This window comes from Aneurinibacillus terranovensis DSM 18919, assembly GCF_000430625.1.
Classification (GTDB): domain Bacteria; phylum Bacillota; class Bacilli; order Aneurinibacillales; family Aneurinibacillaceae; genus Aneurinibacillus_B; species Aneurinibacillus_B terranovensis.
The window spans coordinates 1-18,092 of record NZ_AUMJ01000024.1 but is presented as its reverse complement, the minus strand read 5'-3'; the positions used below and the strand labels follow the sequence as shown (position 1 = coordinate 18,092).

Here is an 18,092-nt window from a genome sequence, read left to right as displayed (position 1 = left end):
GGGGAAGGGATTTGAATCCATCTATCGTTAAAATAGGCTTCCTGGTTGTTTTGCTGCTTGGTCTGGCTCTTTTTCCGATGTTTGCAGCTAATGATTACTATCTTCATATGGCACAGATGATTGGAATTACGATCATCGTAACACAGGGTCTGAATTTACTGAGCGGATTTGCCGGCCAGATTTCTCTGGGACATGCAGGCCTGTATGCCATTGGCGCCTATGCGGCCGCCATTTTGACAACCAACTATGAAATGCCGTTCATAGCAGGGCTCGCAGCGTCTATTATCTGCTCCGCGATCGTAGGGCTATTAATCGGCATTCCCGCCCTTCGCGTAAAAGGGCATTACCTTGCTATGGTTACGATTGGCGCTGGCATTATTATCGAAAAGGTAATGCATGAAGGCGGCGATTTGACCGGTGGATTTGCCGGAATTAGCGGCATTCCAAGCCCAGAAATGTTCGGCTATTCGCTGACGGGCGCAGGGATTTACTACATGATTTTCGTTTCGGCAGGTGTAATTACACTGCTGCTCTGGAATTTGACACGAACCCGGCCAGGGCGTGCGTTCTTGGCCTTGCGGGACAGTGAGACGGCAGCGGAAGCTATGGGGATTTCCCGCTACCGCTACAAATTAATCGCATTTGTGCTGAGCGCGGTCATTACAGGAATCGGGGGCAATATGTATGCCCATACGAATAACTATGTAAGCCCTGATTCGTTTACTTCCCATTTATCCATTTTTCTGATTGCGATGGTTATTCTTGGCGGAATGGGAACCGTTATCGGCCCGATTATCGGAACCGTGCTGCTGTACATCCTGCCTGAGGTGCTAAGACTTTGATGAATATCACCTTATTATTTATGGTTTAATCCTGCTTGCTTTCATTATTGGACTCCCTGGAGGTATTGCCAGCTTACTTCCAAAAGCATACCGACCAAAAGAGAATTTGCTTTATGAAGAAGAGCTGATGGAACAGGTCGTAGACGAATACAAGCCAGGCATGGCCCGGCATTCGTCCGGCGGAGACGAAGCGATCCTTCAAGTCGCGAGTTTGACCAAGCGGTTTAGCGGGGTCGTAGCCAATGATGGGGTAACGATGTCAGTTATGAAAGGAACGATTCATTCGCTCATCGGGCCGAACGGATCGGGAAAAACAACCTGCCTGCACTCCATCAGTGGTCTGTATACATTTGATGAAGGTGACGTGCTGTTTGAAGGAAAATCGATTGCCTCTTTGAAGCTGTACGAAAAAGTTCGTATCGGCATCGCTCGGACATTTCAGCACGCACAAATCTTCAAAGAATTGACGGTCATCGAAAACGTCATGATCGGCGAGCATAATTTGCGGAAGACTGGATTCGTAGGCGGATCGCTCCTTTTACCGCGCGTTCTCAAAGAAGAGAAGGAGAGCCAGCGGGAAGCGCTGCGCATTCTTGACTGGTTTGGAATGAGGCATCTTGCCTTTGCTAAATCAGGGGATTTGCCTTACGGATATCAAAAAATCCTGGAGATTGCAAGGGCGATGGCCGCGCGTCCAAAGCTTTTGATTCTGGATGAACCGGCCGCAGGTTTGACGAACACCGAGATTGAACAGCTGGAACAAATCTTAGTAAAGCTGTGTGAAGCCGGGGTTACCATTCTGCTTGTAGAGCATGATATGCGCCTGATTATGAAAGTTTCAGACTCGATTACCGTGCTGGATTCAGGGCGCGTGATCGCTCAGGGAAAACCGGAAGAAATTCAAAACAATCCGCAGGTCATTAAAGCATATCTCGGAGATCGAAGAGCCGGTTAGTAGGGAAGGGGAAAAGAAGATGATCGATTTTAGTCTTACAGTGGAGCAAAAAGAGTTTCAAAAATTAGCCCGCGAGTTTGCGCAGAACGAAATTCGCCCGGTGGCGGCCCATTATGACGAAACAGAAGAAGTTCCGTGGGATGTTATTAAAAAAGCCGCAAAGCTTGGTCTTACCGCTTACCGTTATCCCGAGGAATACGGCGGACTCGGAATTAATGATCCGATTACATCATTGATTATTACAGAGGAATTGTCCTTTGGATGTGCCGGGATTGCAACAGCTATTAACGGCACAGGGCTTGCCGCTACAGGCATTCTGGTCACAGGAACGGAAGAACAGAAACGAAAGTATATCCCTATGTTCACGGACCCGGATAACCCCCGGCTCGGCGCAATGGGGCTTACTGAACCGGGAGCGGGCTCTGATGTCGCTTCCATGACAACAACGGCTGTCCGGGATGGAGACGAATATGTATTAAACGGAACAAAGCAGTTTATTACCAATGGTGGGATTGCTGACATTCACGTAATTTTCGCTCAGACAGACAAAACAAAAGGCTGGGACGGCATTGCCGCCTTTGTAATAGAAAAAGGGACGCCTGGCCTTAAAATGGGAGCAAAAGACAAGAAGCTTGGCGTGCGTGCATCCCATACGGCACAGGTCATTTTGGAGGACTGCCGCATTCCGGTGGAAAACCGTCTGGGCGGGGAGCCGGGGTCCCCTACCTATATCAGCGGTCTTGGAGCGTTAAAAATGCTGGAGGCAACCCGGCCCTCCGTTGGCGCCGCTGCCCTGGGTGTTGCCCGTGCCGCTTATGAATACGCCCTGGACTATGCAAGAGAGCGCAAGCAGTTCGGTAAGCCGATTATCCAAAACCAGGCGATCTCCTTTAAGCTGGCAGATATGGCGATGGAAATCGATGCCGCCCGTTTGCTTATCTGGCGTGCGGCCTGGATGGTAAAAAATAAACTTCCTTTCCGCCGCGGCGAGGGAAGTATGGCAAAGCTGTTCGCAGGAGATATTGCCGTAAAAACCGCACTGGAAGCGATTCAGATTCTGGGAGGATATGGCTATATGAAGGAATATCCGGTAGAAAAATGGCTGCGGGATGCGAAGATTTATCAAATTTGGGAAGGGACTGCAGAGATTCAACGTCTCGTCATTTCGCGTTTGCTTGATAAAAACGGGTAACAAGGGGGAGGGGATTCGTATGAACAGGCCATGGTATACGCACTATCCGGAAAATGTTCCGCACCATATCCATATTCCTTCCCAGTCTATTTATCAACTGCTTGAAAATACGGAACAGGAGTATGCGGCAAGCAAAGCAATCATCGATGGCGAAAAAGAGCTCACGTATTACCAGTTAAAAAATCTTGCCGATCATTTTGCATCGGCCCTCTACCAGCGCGGCTTTAAAAAAGGAGACCGGCTGGCCCTCATGCTGCCGAATTGTGCTGAATATATCATTGCTTATTTTGGTATCCATCGTCTCGGAGGTGTCGTTGTTCAAGTCAATCCTTTATATCAATCGTCAGAATTGGAATACATTCTGAAAGATTCGGAAGCAAAATGGTTTGTTGGACACCAAACGCAAAGAGAAAAGCTGGAGCAAATCGGCTATGAAGGTACCGCCATCTTCATTACCAATGGAGATGGGCGGCAGGAACACGACTTCTATGATTTAATCGCGACCGCTTCTATCGATTTGCCGTCTCTTGCTATCGATCCGCAGAACGACCTTGCCGTACTTCAGTACACAGGAGGAACGACAGGAAGGTCAAAAGGCGTGATGTTGACGCACGCCAACCTCATTAGCAATGTGTACCAGAGCTTTACATTTTCCGCTGGAATTTTTGAAAAACCGGGAGAGCAAATGCTTGCGATTTCTCCTTTCTTCCACGTATACGGAATGACAAGCGCTCTCAACATCGCTGTATTTGCCGCCGCTGCCATTATCTGTGTTGCGCGGTTTCAGGTTGATAACGTCATTGAAATAATACGAAAATACCGGCCTACTTTTTTTCCGGGTGTACCTACGATGTATATTGCTCTGCTGCACCATCCGGAAGCAGAATCGGCCGGACTTGACTGTATAAAGGTATGCAACAGCGGTTCGGCTCCGATGCCAGTGGAAGTCATGAAAGAGTTTGAAGGGAAAACCGGATCCCGCATCATTGAGGGTTATGGACTTTCGGAAAGCTCGCCGGTTACTCACCGCAATCCGATCCGTGGGCAGAGAAAGCCAGGCAGCATTGGTCTCCCGATCCCAAATACGGATTGCAAAATTGTCGATATCGACACAGGAACAGTGGAGCTTGCGCCTGGAGAAGCGGGGGAGCTTATCGTAAAAGGCCCGCAGATCATGAAAGGATACTGGAAAAAACCGGAGGAAACAAACATTGCGCTGCGGGATGGCTGGCTGTACACCGGCGATATCGCCATGATGGATGAGGAAGGCTATTTCTACATTATCGGAAGAAAAAAGGAAATGATCATTGCCGGTGGATATAACATTTATCCGATAGAGGTCGAAGAAGTACTTTACCAGCATCCGGCTGTGGAAGAAGTGTGCGTGTTTGGTATCCCCGACCCATACCGGGGAGAAACAGTAAAAGCGGTCATTGTACCGCGAAAGGAAACAACGGTAACTGAGCAGGAAATCATCAATTGGTGTAAAAAAAGAATGGCGGGCTATAAGGTCCCCCGGTTGATTGAATTCAGAGAGGCACTGCCGAAAACCGTTGTAGGGAAAATTCTTCGCCGTAAACTGGTTGAGCAGGAAATAGAAAAAGCAAATAAAGCAGAGAGCAAGAGGGGATAGATAGCATGGAAGAAGCAGTCATCGTATCGGCGGTACGAACGCCGATTGCAAAAATGAGGGGAAGTTTGCAGAAACTGCATCCTTCCGAGTACGGCGGGCTGGTCATTAAAGAAGCGCTGGATCGGGCCGGTGTAAACGGCGAGGAAGTAGATGATGTCATTTTTGGAAACTGTCTGGGCGGAGGTGGAAATATGGCTCGCCTCTCGCTTCTGCAGGCCGGTCTGCCCGTCTCCACGCCGGGCATGACGATTGACCGGCAGTGCGGATCGGGGATTAACACAGTAGCGCTCGCGGCTCAAGCCATTATGGCGGGAGACGGCCAAATCTTTGTAGCGGGGGGGACGGAAAGCATGACGCGCGCTCCGTATCTATTGGCTCCGCCTGAGCAGGCGTTCGACCGAACCCCGCCAACATTCATTCGCCGCCAGCTGTCCCCTGATCACATTGGCGATCCGCCGATGGGGATTACAGCTGAAAACCTGGCAGAAAAATATTCTATCAGCCGTGAAGACCAGGATAAGTTCGCTCTCCGCAGTCAGCAGAGAATGAAGCAGGCTATGGATAACGGATATTTCAAAGAGCAGATTGTCCCGGTTTCCCTGCGGGGGAAAAAAGGAGAGACGATTCAGTTTGATAAGGATGAACACCCAAGAGCGGACACAATACTTGAAAGTCTCGCAAAGCTTCGTCCCGCATTTAAAGAGGGAGGGTCGGTGACGGCAGGCAATTCCTCCGGGGTGAACGATGGAGCTTCCGCACTTGTTATGATGTCCGGTGAAGAAGCCCGACGCAGAGAATTGCAGCCGCTGGCCCGTGTAACACACTGGGCGGTTGCTGGCGTGGATCCTACTATTATGGGCATCGGGCCGGTTCCGGCTACCCGCAGCGTACTGCAAAAGGCGGGACTCACCCTGGATGACATCGATTTGATTGAAATTAATGAAGCGTTTGCCTCTCAAGTGCTGGCATGCGATCGAGAACTGCAGTTTGACTGGGATAAAGTAAATGTAAACGGGGGAGCCATCGCCCACGGACATCCGATTGCCGCGACAGGCGGCATGCTGATCATGAAACTGGCGTATGAAATGCAGCGCCGCAATGCCAGACGGGGACTTGTCACAGCGTGCATCGGTGGCGGCCAGGGAATTGCCTTAATTCTAGAAAGATAATAGAGGAGGAATCAATATGAATACAAATCAAATGAAGAAAATTTCAGTCATCGGGGCAGGGGCTATGGGCTCGCAAATTGCGATGGTATGCGCGCTCGCCGGCTATCATGTATGCCTGCAGGATGTGAGTGAGGAAAGCTTAGGCAAAGCAAAGCAATCGTTAGAAGGTCATATGAAGCGCCGCATTGATAAAGGAAAGCTATCAAGCGAACAGGTGGACGATGCCTTTTCCCGACTAGAACTTGTTACTTCGCTGGAAGAAGCGGTAAATGACACCGATTTTGTGATTGAAGCGATCGTTGAAAAGCTGGAAGCAAAACGCGAGCTGTTTGCAGCGGTCGATAAACTGGCCCCTGCCCATACAATTATCGCCAGCAACAGCTCCACCATTGTTAGTTCCAAAATCGCGGACGCAACGGAGCGCCCGGATAAGGTGTGCAATATGCATTTCTTTAATCCCGCACTTGTTATGGAACTTGTAGAGGTGGTGCAAGGTCCGCATACATCGGAAGAAACAGCGCAGCTTACGATGGAACTTACGAGAAGTATTAACAAAACGCCGGTCCTGTTGAAAAAGGAGATCTCCGGCTTTGTGGCCAACCGTATTCTCGGCAAGCTCATGGATGAAGCCATCTATCTGCTGGAGAATGGCATTGCGACACCGGAAGAAATCGATTTGGCCTGTACCAAAGCGCTAAACCACCCCATCGGTCCATTTGCTTTGATCGATTTAACCGGCATCGATGTTCACTACTATGTGCGCATGCAGCGGTATGAAGAAACCGGAGAATCATCAGCCAAACCTTCGAAAACGGTAACAGAACTGTTTGAAAAAGGAGAGCTGGGACGAAAGACCGGAAAGGGTTTTTATACTTATTCCTGAACAATTGTACGCGGCAAATAAGGGGGAGAATTACGTGGCACGATTATCCGGAAAAACAGCGATCGTTACCGGGGCAAGCAGGGGGATCGGGAAAGCTGCGGCGGAACGGCTGGCTCGTGAAGGGGCGGGCGTTTGTCTTCTCGATATGAACGAGGAGGGTCTTACCCGCTGCTATGATGAATTAAGCGGGCACGGATATTCACTTCTGAAGGTGACAGCCGATGTTACAAACCGGGAGGAGGTGGATGCAGCTTTTGCAGAGGCCGCCTCTCATTTTGGCACGGTTGATATTCTTGTCAACAATGCCGGGATCATACGTGACAATTTATTTTTTAAAATGACAGAGGATGATTGGGACACTGTCCTAAACGTTCATCTCAAAGGGACATTTTACTGCAGCCAGGCCGCGCAAAACTATATGGTAAAACAAAGCTACGGCAGAATTATAAATATTTCATCCACTTCAGCCCTCGGCAACCGGGGGCAGGCGAACTACGCGACGGCCAAGGCAGGAATCCAGGGCTTTACCAAAACACTTGCTATTGAACTGGGGAGATACGGGATTACGGTGAATGCCATCGCTCCTGGTTTTATTGAAACGGAGATGACCCGGGCCACAGCGGAGAGGATAGGAGTGGCCTTTGACGACTTCGCCATAAGCCGTGCTGCCGAAATACCCGTAAGGCGCAGTGGAAAACCGGGAGACATCGCTAACGCGGTCGTATTTTTCGCTTTGGAAGATTCTTCATTTGTAAACGGTCAGGTTTTATACGTGGCGGGAGGACCTAAAACATAGCAGAGAACGGAAAAGGGAGAAGTGTGGAAAGAGAGGCTTCTTCTTTTTTCGTTCTTTTTAGCATGGATTAGCATGGAACTTTATCGATAACAGGAGTGAGTAGAATGCCGGAATATCCGGTCAATATCATTAAAAATGAGAGTTGCCGCCCGTTTAATTCAGGCGCTTGGCGCTTCCTGTATTCCCGGGGTTAGTATGATTATTACCAATCGCTACATACCGATGAACCGCCGGGGAGAAGCGATGAGAAAATCTCATTCGCCGCAACGCTGGCGTTTGGGCTCGGGCCGCTCCTCGGAGGGTTGATATCGGAGCATGCAGGCTGGAAGTATCTTTTTTTTATCACTTTTTTTGCTCTTATTATGCTGCCTGTATACTATACCCAGCTGCCGGTGGAAGAAGAGGGGAAGAGTAAAGTAGACATTGTAGGGATTGTACTGCTTAGCGTGGGTGTCATGGGCTTGCTGCTCTTTATTTCTACAAAAAACGCGGTGTTTTTTAGTGCCATACTCTGTTTCTGGTTGTTCTGGCGTCATATTCACCGCAAAGATCATCCATTTATTTCTCCTGCTATATCCTGAAAAAACTCCCTACATTTTTTCTCTTTTTTTTTAATTTTTCTATTATGTTTACTGTTCCGCTGCGGCTTACGTTTATATCGGAAGGTGGCTTGATAAGAAAGGAACGTTTTGCATCCTTGCTACAGGCATTGGAATGATGTGTACCGGCCTTTTTCTATGTGTAAGCTTTGCATACCTGTCTGTCTGGTATGTGCTGTTTTTTTATCTTCTCTGCAGCATTGGTTTTGCCTGTATTCAGTCAGGCATCCCTTACTATCTGGCGCGCACATTGTCCGCTGGCAAATTCGGAACCGCAATCGGTCAGCAGCAATTGGTTCAGTTTTTTGGCGGTGCGTTTGGCGTTACCTGTATTGGACTTGTTTTGGATTGGAAAGGAATCGTCCATGTCAATCCTTTATGGAAAGGAACAGCGCTTGTATACAGTAATGCTTTCTGTCTTCTGCTTACGGCGGGAGCAGCAGGCGTGCTAATAGGCATCCTTTCCCGTTTACAAAGGCACCATAATTCAAAAACGTATTATTCCCCACCAGATTCACTGGCAGCAAAAGCGCATGATACGCAGATGAATCAAGAATGACAAAATCGAATCGAATATTTTGAGAAATCCCTTGCTAAAAGGGATTTTTTTAGTTGGTATCGTTTTTGCAACAGGTATAAAAAGTATAGAAAGAAAAAAGGCGATCGAACATTCTAACAAAATAAAAGGAGTGAACGCATATGCAATACGAGAACATTTTGCTGCAAAGAGAAGGACGGATTGGCGTCATTAAAATCAATCGGCCTGAAGTGAGAAACGCACTGGATGGAAAAACGGTAGGGGAAATACAGGATGCCCTGCACCGGTTAGAAGCGGATCAGGAAGTGGGCGTCATTGTTTTTATCGGGGAAGGCGAAAAATCATTTGCGGCAGGCGCGGATATCCGGCAGCTCAGGGAGAAAAAAGCGCTGGATGCCCTTGCTCCGAGTATGTCTGCTCTGTATCGGGAGATTGAGAACTGCAGCAAAGCAACGATTGCGGCAATTAACGGTTTTGCGCTCGGCGGAGGGTGCGAGCTTGCGATTGCATGTGACATTCGAATTGCAGCAGAGCACGCACAAATCGGTCTTCCTGAATTGAATTTATCCATTATTCCCGGCGCGGGCGGTACGCAGCGTTTAGCCCGCATCATAGGAAAAGGAAGGGCGATCGATATGATTTTAACAGGGGAATTTGTCACCGGTCCAAAAGCGGAGGAGATCGGTCTCGTTTCCCAATGCGTACCTTATGAACAATTATGGGACACGGTGAAAGAAAAAGCGGAGAAAATTTTGGCCAAAGGGCCGCTGGCCGTTCGGCTGGCAAAGCTTTCGGTCAACCGTGGATTTGATCTCGATATGGACACGGCTTTAACGATTGAAAAACTGGCGCAAGCAATCCTGTTCGGTTCAGACGACAAAAACGAAGGCACGCAGGCCTTTCTTGACAAAAGGGAAGCTGTATTTTCCGGTAAATAGAACCAGAAAAAAAGGAGGAGAATCCATTGAACATTCTTGTCTTATTAAAACAGACGTTTGACACAGAGGAAAGAATTGTCATCGAAAATAATGAAATTAATGAAGAAGGTGTAGAGTTTGTTATTAATCCGTATGATGAATACGCGGTTGAGGAAGCCATTCTCCAGCGCGAGCAGCATGGCGGAGAGATTACGGTGATCACAGTGGGGCCGGAGCGGGCAGAAAGCGCGCTAAGGACGGCATTGGCGATGGGAGCGGATAAAGGCATCGTTATCGAACAAGAGGGGGAAGCGGACGAATATACCATTTCAAAGCTGATTGCAGCGGCGGTGAAAAACGAATCTTTTGACCTTCTTATCGGGGGTAACATGGCGGTAGATTCGGGTTCCGGCCAAGTAGCGGTTCGTGTGGCGGAAGAACTTGGCATTGCTCATGTGTCCGCTATCACAAAGCTAGCAACCAAGGGAGAAAAAGTCACGATAGAGAGGGACGCAGAGGGGGATATTGAAGTGATTGAGACGAATCTTCCTGTGCTTGTTACAGCCCAGCAGGGATTAAATGAACCCCGGTATCCGTCTCTTCCCGGCATTATGAAGGCAAAGAAGAAGCCGCTTACCCGGTTGAGCACAGATGACCTGGACGCGTACGAGCCGGCGGCGCCCCGCACAAAAGTAATTCAACAGTACACGCCGGAGAAGAAGCAGGCAGGCCGTATGCTAGAAGGAGAGATAAAGGAACAGGTGAAAGAACTCGCCCAATTGCTGCGCATGGAAGCAAAAGTGGTGTAAAAAGGAGGAAAAACAGATGAGCAGAAATATTTTGATATTTATAGAAACAAAGGAAGGAAAAATTCGCAACGTATCGTTTGAAGCACTGGCGGCGGCAAGAAAAGCAGCGGAAGGCGGAAACGTCACTGCGGCCCTGTTCGGTATCCACAAGCCCGAATACATAGAGGGGATTGAGAGATACGGAGCGGATACATTATACATCGCTGAAGATGAATCGCTGTCTGTTTACAACTCTGATGCATACACACAGGCTTGCTGCCAGATGATCGAACGGGTACAGCCGGATGTCATTTTTATGGGACATACAGGCCTTGGAAAAGACCTGGCACCCCGTGTAGCAGCCAGGCTGCAGCTTGGACTTATCTCTGATTGTACAGCCTTTGAGATAGAGGGTGATTCTCTCATCTTTACCCGCCCGATTTATGCGGGCAAAGCGTTTCAGAAGAAGATGTTCAATGAGGGGAGCATATTTGCCACACTGCGGCCGAATAATTTTGAAATGGCAGAAGCGCCAGCTACACTGGCGGTTGAAAGCTTTCAGCCGGAAATTAAGGATATACGAACCGTTGTAAAAGAAGTTGTGCGGAAAACGTCTGGCACTGTTGATTTAAGCGAAGCGAAAGTGATCATTGCCGGTGGCCGTGGGGTTAAAAGCGCGGAAGGCTTTCAACCGCTTGCGGAATTGGCAAAAGTACTGGGAGCAGCTGTCGGTGCCTCCCGCGGGGCATGTGATGCCGAATACTGCGACTATTCTTTGCAGATCGGACAAACAGGGAAAGTGGTAACGCCGGATTTGTACATTGCCTGCGGTATATCAGGCGCTATTCAGCACCTGGCCGGGATGTCCAACTCAAAAATTATCGTAGCGATCAACAAAGATCCAGAGGCTCCTATTTTCCAAATCGCCGATTACGGTATTGTAGGAGATTTATTTGAAGTCGTTCCTTTGTTAACGGAGGAATTCAAAGTGATGCTCGTCACGTCGTAAAACAGCCATGGCTTTTCAGCCGCAACCCCGACATAAAAAGGAACCGTTTTGTCCAGGACACAAATGAGGGTGGCACGAGGAAAAGAGAGGAGAGAAAGAAACCAGGATGTCAGCGTGGAAAAAGGCGAATGCCTTTTTCTTCCTTGGATCTGACTTCTTCTTTCTTCACTCGTTCATTTTCATGATTTTCGTATAAAAGAGGAGAGGGAATAGCTTATGAGTATTCAGCGTATCGCAGTCATCGGCAGTGGAACAATGGGCCGGGGAATCGCCTATACGGCGGCCCTGGCCGGATTTGAAGTGATGCTGCAGGATATTTCGTCTGACGTGCTGGAAAAGGCAAAGCAATACATGGAAAAAGAAATGGCCAAAAGCGCAGAAAGAGGATTTATTACAGACGGACAACGCGAAGAAGCGCTCCAGTACCTGTCGTATACAACCGACATACCGGACGCGGCTAAAAATGCGGATCTCGTCATCGAAGCGGTTGTGGAAGTGATGGAAGTAAAAATCGAGGTTTTTAAGCTGCTTGATATGCACGCGCCGGAGCATACAATCCTGGCTACCAATACATCGACGATGAGCCCTACGGAAATCGCCGCTTCTACCGTTCGTCCGGATAAATGTATCGCCATGCATTTCTTTAACCCGGTTCATAAAATGAAGCTGGTTGAACTGATTCGCGGGCTTGATACATCAGACGCTACCGTAGAAACGGTCAAGCAGGTTGCAGAAAAAATGGGGAAAGAAACGGTGGAAGTGAATGAATTTCCGGGGTTTGTGACAAGCCGTATGAACTGCCTGATCGGCAACGAAGCAATGAACATGCTAATGGGAGGAGTGGCTTCCGCCCAAGACATCGACAAAGCGCTTAAGCTTGGGCTCAATCACCCTATGGGGCCGCTGGAGCTGGCCGATTTGGTAGGGCTGGACAGTCGGCTACGCAATATGGAATATCTCTATAGGCACCTGGGCGAAAAATACCGTCCTTCGCCTATTCTTGTAAAGTATGTAAAAGCAGGCCGTCTGGGAAGAAAATCAGGCAGAGGATTTTACGAATATATTGATCGGTAAAGATTTTGATAGAGGAGGTTTTTTTGTGATTTTTGAATCATCTGAAGACATTGCCCTGCTGAGGCAAAGCGTTCGGGATTTTGTAGAGTATGAAGTAGAACCGGCAGCTATGGACATCGAGGAGAAAGATGAAATTCCGTCACGTATTCTAAGCATGGCAAAGGAAATGGGGTTATTTGGGTTAAGTATTCCGGAAGAATACGGGGGCCTTGGCATCGGTATGGTGGGCAAGTGCGCTCTTTATGAAGAACTGGGAAAAACACATAACGGTTTTACTACCGTTATTGGCGCTCATACCGGCATCGGTTCTGTAGGCATTGTTGAAATGGGAAATGAAGCGCAGAAACAAAAATACTTACCTGCTATGGCTTCAGGAGAAAAAATCGGCGCTTTTGCCTTAACAGAACCAAGCGCGGGTTCGAATGCCACCAATCTTAAGACAACGGCGGTGCGTAAAGGCGATAAATATGTTCTAAACGGTAGTAAGCACTATATTACAAATGCTCCAATCGCCGACGTCTTCACCGTTATGGCGGTCACAGATCCTGCGAAAGGGGCCAAGGGGATCACATCTTTTATTGTAGAAAAAGACTTTCCGGGCTTTCAGCTTGGCAAGATTGAGAAAAAAATGGGACTGAGAGGCTCCCACTCAGCGGAACTGTTTTTTGAAGATTGCGAGGTACCGGCAGAAAATGTGCTGGGACAGGAAGGTCAGGGTTACGTCAATGCGCTCAAAATTCTGGCAAACGGGCGCGCCGGCCTTGCTGCGAGGAATCTCGGGTCCGCACAAAAGTTGCTTGATATGTCGATGAAATACGCGCAGGAACGTATCCAGTTCGGCAAACCTATCTTCGAGCAGCAGATTATCCAGCACTATCTCGCGGAAATGGCGCTCGATATTGAGTCGCTTCGCTGGATGACCTACCGGGTCGCCGGCATGGTCGATCAAGGAATGAAAGTCATTAAAGAAGCTGCTATGGTCAAGTTGCTAGGCTCTGAAGTATACAGCCGGGTTGCGGACAAAGCCGTGCAAATTCACGGGGGAATCGGCTATATCTCTGAATTCCCGATTGAGCGCTACTATCGCGATGCGAGAATTGCGAAAATTTATGAAGGGACTTCGGAAATTCAAAAAAATATTATCGCCGCACAGCTAAAACAGGAGTACAGCTAATGTCTCTTTTACCGCTGTTTAACTTGCTCGCGTTTTTTGCGGTCGTCGGTTATGCATTGTACCTGTTTGCCCACCTGGTGCACAGCCGTCTGGCGTACATCAAGCTTGGGCGTGCGGTCGATCTGAAAGAAGACGCCACACGAAGCATCAATGCATTCTGGGTGAACGTTTTTGGACAGAAAAAACTATTAAAAGATTCCAAAAGCGGTGTCATGCATATGGTGTTATTTTACGGCTTTCTGCTTGTGCAGTTCGGAGCTATCGATTTAATTTGGAAAGGCTTGAAGCCAGGGTCTCATCTGCCCTTCGGCTCTTCTTATCCATATTTCCTGCTGTTCCAGGAAGTTGTGGTTGTCGCCATTCTTCTTGCTATCTTTTATGCCTGGTACCGCCGGAATGTGGAGAAGCTGAAGCGCTTGAAGCGGGGGTGGAAAGCAAACCTTGTAGTCTGGCTCATTACAATTCTGATGATCAGTACGCTCTTATCGGAAGCGATGGAAATCATCTGGCTGCATTCTGATAATGTGGCGTTTCATTCGACACAGCCGATTGCGTCAACCTTAGCCGTTGCCTTTAGGGGGAACGGTTCTTCTGCAGCCGGGGCGGCATTCTATGTGTTCTGGTGGGTTCACCTGCTGACCCTCCTGTTCTTCCTCGTGTATATTCCGCAGGGAAAGCATGCACACCTTTTGTTTGCCCCGTACAACTGGCTGATGAAGGATAAAACCTGTCCGCCAGGAAAATTAAGCACGATTGATTTTGAGAAGCTGGAGGAAGAAGGGGCCGAAGAGTTTGGGGTCGGTCGCATTGAAAATTTTACGCAGAACCAGCTGATTGACCTGTACGCCTGCGTCGAATGCGGCCGCTGCACCAGCATGTGTCCGGCTGCCGGGACAGGCAAGACGCTGTCACCGATGGACTTGATTGTAAAAATGCGTGACCACTTAACCGAGAAGGGTGCTGCGATTACGGGCCGTATCCCATGGCTGCCGGCAGGTCTGTTTAAGGAAGCAAAAGGAAACGTGCTGGCGATGCAAGCGCAGGCCGCATCCGGCCAGGTTGCTGAAGAAGTAGCGGCAGCAACCGATGGTTCTTCTGCATTGAAAATTGAGTATGATGTGAACCTGATTGGGGATGTCATTACAGAGGAAGAATTATGGGCGTGTACGACATGCCGCAACTGCGAAGATCAATGTCCCGTTGCCAATGAACACGTTGGCCACATTATTGACATGCGCCGCTACTTGGTGATGACTGAAGGGCAGATGCCGTCTGACGCGCAGCGCGCACTCAGCAACATCGAGCGCCAGAGCAACCCATGGGGGATTAACCGCAAAAACCGCATCAAGTGGTGCGAAGGCATGGAAGATCTGGTACCAACCGTGAAGGAAGCGGAAGAATTTGAATACCTCTTTTTTGTCGGCTCAATGGGTTCATTTGATAACAGAACGATCAAAATCACCCAATCCTTCGTCCGCATTATGAACAAAGCGGGGATCAAGTTTGCCATTCTCGGCAATGATGAAAAAAACTCCGGGGATACGGCGCGCCGTCTGGGAAATGAACTGTTGTTCCAGGAGCTGGCGATGGAGAACATCGGAAACTTCCAGAAATATAATGTCAAGAAAATTGTCACGATGGACCCGCACGCCTACAATACCTTTAAAAAGGAGTATCCGGAATTTGGCCTTGAAGGCGTGAAAGTGTATCACCACACAGAACTTCTCGTCCACTGGCTTCGCGAAGGCCGCTTGAAGCCGGTACACGAAGTGAAAGAGCGCGTCACATATCACGATTCCTGTTACCTGGGCCGCTACAATGACATTTATGATGCACCGCGGGAAATCTTATCCGCGATTCCAGGCATGAGCATTGTAGAGATGGAGCGCTCCGGCTGTGACAGTATGTGCTGCGGCGCCGGCGGCGGGATGATGTGGCAGGAAGAGCACCAGGGCACGCGGGTTAACATTGCGCGTACCGAGCAAGCGCTGGCAGTGCAGCCAACGATCATCGGAAGCGCCTGTCCTTACTGCTTGACAATGCTCTCGGACGGTGTAAAAGCGAAAGAAGTCGAAGAAAAAGTACAGACGCTCGACGTGATTGAAATTTTAGAAAAATCCTTAGTCATCCAATAAGATGCATGACCATAAAATGTACTGGAACAAAAGGTTCTTTACCATAAACTGTGCTTGACACTATAAAAAGCAGATCAAGGATGGGAGAAGAGAGAAGCATGTCGCTTCGTTACGCTCCGCAGGGAAGTGTAAGCTGTTCGCTCCGGAACCCATCAAGCTCGCCCACAAAACGGATGCAAAGATGTTTTATAATGGCCCGCTTGATGGGTCCTGGAGCTGGGAAGTCGCGTAAAGGCGTTCCATTGCTCATCTACCCTCCCATTCCTCCAACTTTTGTATAACGTCAAGCCAGAGTTTGGTGTAGAGCCACTAGTTATTTATATTTTTGTATAAAGTTAAGCAAGGATCAGAAAAATCAAGAAAAACTCCGATCCGCTAAGAAATCATCCAATAAAAGCGCTGTAACGGAATAAATAAACGTAAAAAAAGTTTGTTTCGTCTGAAATCACCTTTTATATTTTTCGCTTACGTCCGTATAATTGGTGAAAAGCAATTGTATATTGGCCAAATTCCGGGATAATCGGGAACGGAGGACCCAATCAAGTGGGGTTAATTCTACATAATGTAGAAAGGATGAGATACTCTTTCGCCATCCTACCCGTCAGCTAACTTCGTCGGCTAAAGCGAAGGAGGTCAGAAGACCGCCTATTTGAGGAGGCCTTTTTTTGTTGCGTACAGCAGCGGATGAGTCTTTTCAATAGTTAAAGGTCTTTTTTGTTTTAGCGTTAAATTTTCTTTATCGTAAAATTAACAGTTGCTTCACCAGAAAAAAAGAGTAGGGGGATACAATGAGGGGTAATGATAATTATCCGGGAATTTGGTACACCAGAGAAAACCTTTCATCAGGGGTGGTATTACAGGCTAGTAAAAAACTATAAAAAAGTGGATACTAACCAGGAACTTCATTTTTATTTTGTGACGGAGGATTCATTATGAGCAGTGCTGATATATTTAAAAGATTAGTTCTGGGGAGACCCTTAAAAACCAGCCAAATGGAGACCGAAAAAATGCCAGTTTGGAAAGGTCTCCCTATTTTATCCTCGGACGCTTTATCATCCGTTGCATATGGAACGGAACAGATCTTATTAGCGCTTATGACTGTGGGAGCCGCTGCATTTGCTTTCGCTTTACCGATTGCGATTGCAATTATCATGTTGATTGGAATTTTGATTGTCAGCTACCGCCAGGTAATCGATGCCTATCCGCAGGGGGGCGGCGCCTATATGGTCGCCAAAGAAAACCTGGGGATGACATGGGGCAGGCTGACGGGAGTCTCACTGTTAATTGATTATACACTAACCGTGGCTGTATCCGTTTCCGCAGGTGTTCAAGCCATAACCTCGGCTTTTCCGGCAACCATACCATTTATCGTTCCTATGGCACTTATCCTTGTATGGGTTATGGTTTGGCTTAATTTGCGGGGCACATCAGAATCCGGAACCGTGTTTTCTATACCCACGTATTTCTTTATTTTTTGCGTGTTAGCTCTTATTGTGAAGGGGGCGTTCGATTTATTAGCGGGATCTGCTCACTCTGCGGGCGGGATGTCGATTGCACCGGCCGTCCCCTCGGGGCTCACATTATTTGTGATATTAAGGGCGTTTTCTTCCGGATGTTCAGCCGTAACAGGAATTGAAGCGATTTCCGATGCGGTCCCTCATTTTCGGACCCCTTCTCAAAAAAACGCGAAAAGAACATTAGTAACACTCGGGATTCTGCTAGCTGTCATCTTTGGGGGAGTCACCATTTTGTCGTTAGCTTATGACATAGCACCGGACCCTGCAGGACATACCTCCGTACTGTCGATGGTAACGCAGCATGCCTTTGGAAGAGGCGCGATGTATTATGCCATGCAGATTTCGACGATGTTAATTCTAACGTTGGCGGCCAATACAAGTTTCAACGGGTTTCCTATCCTTGCTTCCATTATGGCGCTGGATAAAAATCTGCCCCGGATGTTTGCGAATCGAGGAGATCGTTTAGCATTCCATTATGGTATTATTTCATTAGGCGTATGTGCAAGTCTTTTATTGATTGAGCTATTTGCGATGTGCTCAATTTCTGTACGGAACCAATGAAATCTACGGGAAAAAATGCTTTTTTGGTTCGTTAGAACCCATTAATCCTTTTATTTAGGTCTATTTATCCAAATATTCCCTATCAAAGGGCATACGTATCCCGTTATCCACATCAGCCCTATTCGGCCGGTGATTGATTCCCATCATTTATCCAGATGTGGATAAGTTTATGCCCTTGCAACCAGACTCCGCATCTTGTCTGCTTGGTTCTCTCTGATTCGTCCCAAAGCCATAGCTAACATGACACATAGCGCAAGTCCACATCTCACCTTCATTTTGGCCATGCCGCGAATGGTGTGCATCTCAAAGC

General features: G+C 48.2%; 17 protein-coding genes, 1 pseudogene and 1 riboswitch. Of the genes and pseudogenes, 17 read left to right on the top strand and 1 reads right to left on the bottom strand.

The window, feature by feature from the left end:
* The first annotated feature begins 11 nt into the window (after nt 1-11).
* The 16 genes and pseudogenes from H525_RS22895 to H525_RS0105225 all read left to right on the top strand — a co-directional run bounded on the left by H525_RS22895 (nt 12) and on the right by H525_RS0105225 (nt 15,704).
* Nucleotides 12-842: a branched-chain amino acid ABC transporter permease gene (locus H525_RS22895; RefSeq protein WP_051330814.1), complete on the top strand. Its 831-nt coding sequence runs from the start codon at nt 12-14 to the stop codon at nt 840-842.
* Nucleotides 843-948: 106 nt separating this feature from the next.
* Nucleotides 949-1,797, top strand: coding sequence for an ABC transporter ATP-binding protein (locus H525_RS0105295; RefSeq protein ID WP_081413242.1), 849 nt, complete (start codon nt 949-951; stop codon nt 1,795-1,797).
* A 22-nt stretch (nt 1,798-1,819) separates the two neighbouring features.
* Nucleotides 1,820-2,989, top strand: coding sequence for an acyl-CoA dehydrogenase family protein (locus H525_RS0105290; protein WP_027415345.1), 1,170 nt, complete (start codon nt 1,820-1,822; stop codon nt 2,987-2,989).
* A 19-nt stretch (nt 2,990-3,008) separates the two neighbouring features.
* Entirely contained in the window at nt 3,009-4,622 is a 1,614-nt protein-coding gene (locus H525_RS0105285; RefSeq protein WP_027415344.1) for a long-chain-fatty-acid--CoA ligase, read from the top strand.
* A 5-nt stretch (nt 4,623-4,627) separates the two neighbouring features.
* Nucleotides 4,628-5,791: a thiolase family protein gene (locus H525_RS0105280; RefSeq protein WP_027415343.1), complete on the top strand. Its 1,164-nt coding sequence runs from the start codon at nt 4,628-4,630 to the stop codon at nt 5,789-5,791.
* A 16-nt stretch (nt 5,792-5,807) separates the two neighbouring features.
* On the top strand, nt 5,808-6,674 hold the full coding sequence (locus H525_RS0105275) for a 3-hydroxyacyl-CoA dehydrogenase family protein (RefSeq protein ID WP_027415342.1): 867 nt from the start codon (nt 5,808-5,810) through the stop codon (nt 6,672-6,674).
* Nucleotides 6,675-6,708: 34 nt separating this feature from the next.
* Nucleotides 6,709-7,470 carry a 3-oxoacyl-ACP reductase FabG gene (gene fabG, locus H525_RS0105270; protein WP_027415341.1) on the top strand — a complete coding sequence of 254 codons (762 nt, stop codon included), beginning with the start codon at nt 6,709-6,711 and terminating at the stop codon, nt 7,468-7,470.
* Between the two features lie 135 nt (nt 7,471-7,605).
* Nucleotides 7,606-7,776, top strand: a complete 171-nt coding sequence (locus tag H525_RS29330; protein WP_155837151.1) for a hypothetical protein — start codon at nt 7,606-7,608, stop codon at nt 7,774-7,776.
* Nucleotides 7,773-8,051 carry a hypothetical protein gene (locus tag H525_RS27770; RefSeq protein ID WP_162142470.1) on the top strand — a complete coding sequence of 93 codons (279 nt, stop codon included), beginning with the start codon at nt 7,773-7,775 and terminating at the stop codon, nt 8,049-8,051. Before H525_RS29330 ends, H525_RS27770 begins: the two co-directional genes overlap by 4 nt.
* A 55-nt stretch (nt 8,052-8,106) precedes the next feature.
* Nucleotides 8,107-8,628 (top strand): annotated as a pseudogene (locus H525_RS0105255) (MFS transporter); the annotation flags it as partial.
* A 140-nt stretch (nt 8,629-8,768) separates the two neighbouring features.
* Complete coding sequence (locus tag H525_RS0105250; protein ID WP_027415338.1) at nt 8,769-9,545, top strand: enoyl-CoA hydratase/isomerase family protein; 777 nt, start codon at nt 8,769-8,771, stop codon at nt 9,543-9,545.
* 26 nt (nt 9,546-9,571) lie between these two features.
* Nucleotides 9,572-10,333: an electron transfer flavoprotein subunit beta/FixA family protein gene (locus H525_RS0105245; RefSeq protein ID WP_027415337.1), complete on the top strand. Its 762-nt coding sequence runs from the start codon at nt 9,572-9,574 to the stop codon at nt 10,331-10,333.
* A 16-nt stretch (nt 10,334-10,349) separates the two neighbouring features.
* Nucleotides 10,350-11,321 (top strand): electron transfer flavoprotein subunit alpha/FixB family protein, encoded by a 972-nt coding sequence (locus tag H525_RS0105240; protein WP_027415336.1) that lies wholly within the window; start codon nt 10,350-10,352, stop codon nt 11,319-11,321.
* 216 nt (nt 11,322-11,537) lie between these two features.
* Nucleotides 11,538-12,395 (top strand): 3-hydroxyacyl-CoA dehydrogenase, encoded by an 858-nt coding sequence (locus tag H525_RS0105235; RefSeq protein WP_035100075.1) that lies wholly within the window; start codon nt 11,538-11,540, stop codon nt 12,393-12,395.
* Between the two features lie 25 nt (nt 12,396-12,420).
* The gene (locus H525_RS0105230; protein WP_027415334.1) at nt 12,421-13,569 is read left to right on the top strand and encodes an acyl-CoA dehydrogenase family protein; all 1,149 of its coding nucleotides are present in this window, start codon (nt 12,421-12,423) and stop codon (nt 13,567-13,569) included.
* Nucleotides 13,569-15,704, top strand: coding sequence for a (Fe-S)-binding protein (locus tag H525_RS0105225; protein ID WP_027415333.1), 2,136 nt, complete (start codon nt 13,569-13,571; stop codon nt 15,702-15,704). Before H525_RS0105230 ends, H525_RS0105225 begins: the two co-directional genes overlap by 1 nt.
* Before the next feature lie 109 nt (nt 15,705-15,813).
* Here the strand turns inward: H525_RS0105225 and H525_RS29325 are convergent, their stop codons facing one another.
* Complete coding sequence (locus H525_RS29325; RefSeq protein ID WP_211236977.1) at nt 15,814-15,954, bottom strand: hypothetical protein; 141 nt, start codon at nt 15,952-15,954, stop codon at nt 15,814-15,816.
* A gap of 242 nt (nt 15,955-16,196) precedes the next feature.
* A riboswitch (cyclic di-AMP (ydaO/yuaA leader) is annotated at nt 16,197-16,339 on the top strand.
* Between the two features lie 372 nt (nt 16,340-16,711).
* Between H525_RS29325 and H525_RS22890 the strand changes: the two genes are divergently transcribed.
* A complete protein-coding gene (locus H525_RS22890) occupies nt 16,712-17,782 on the top strand; it encodes an APC family permease (protein WP_245590405.1) in 1,071 nt (356 codons plus the stop codon).
* Nucleotides 17,783-18,092 lie beyond the last annotated feature (310 nt).

What these genes read in the sequence shown, in the direction of transcription:
- H525_RS0105275 (WP_027415342.1), top strand. Translation starts at nt 5,808, where the DNA reads ATGAATACAAATCAAATGAAGAAAATTTCAGTCATCGGGGCAGGGGCT.
- H525_RS0105280 (WP_027415343.1), top strand. Translation starts at nt 4,628, where the DNA reads ATGGAAGAAGCAGTCATCGTATCGGCGGTACGAACGCCGATTGCAAAA.
- H525_RS0105240 (WP_027415336.1), top strand. Translation starts at nt 10,350, where the DNA reads ATGAGCAGAAATATTTTGATATTTATAGAAACAAAGGAAGGAAAAATT.
- H525_RS0105235 (WP_035100075.1), top strand. Translation starts at nt 11,538, where the DNA reads ATGAGTATTCAGCGTATCGCAGTCATCGGCAGTGGAACAATGGGCCGG.
- H525_RS29325 (WP_211236977.1), bottom strand. Translation starts at nt 15,954, where the DNA reads ATGAGCAATGGAACGCCTTTACGCGACTTCCCAGCTCCAGGACCCATC.
- H525_RS22890 (WP_245590405.1), top strand. Translation starts at nt 16,712, where the DNA reads ATGCCAGTTTGGAAAGGTCTCCCTATTTTATCCTCGGACGCTTTATCA.
- H525_RS0105285 (WP_027415344.1), top strand. Translation starts at nt 3,009, where the DNA reads ATGAACAGGCCATGGTATACGCACTATCCGGAAAATGTTCCGCACCAT.
- H525_RS29330 (WP_155837151.1), top strand. Translation starts at nt 7,606, where the DNA reads ATGAGAGTTGCCGCCCGTTTAATTCAGGCGCTTGGCGCTTCCTGTATT.
- H525_RS0105250 (WP_027415338.1), top strand. Translation starts at nt 8,769, where the DNA reads ATGCAATACGAGAACATTTTGCTGCAAAGAGAAGGACGGATTGGCGTC.
- H525_RS0105225 (WP_027415333.1), top strand. Translation starts at nt 13,569, where the DNA reads ATGTCTCTTTTACCGCTGTTTAACTTGCTCGCGTTTTTTGCGGTCGTC.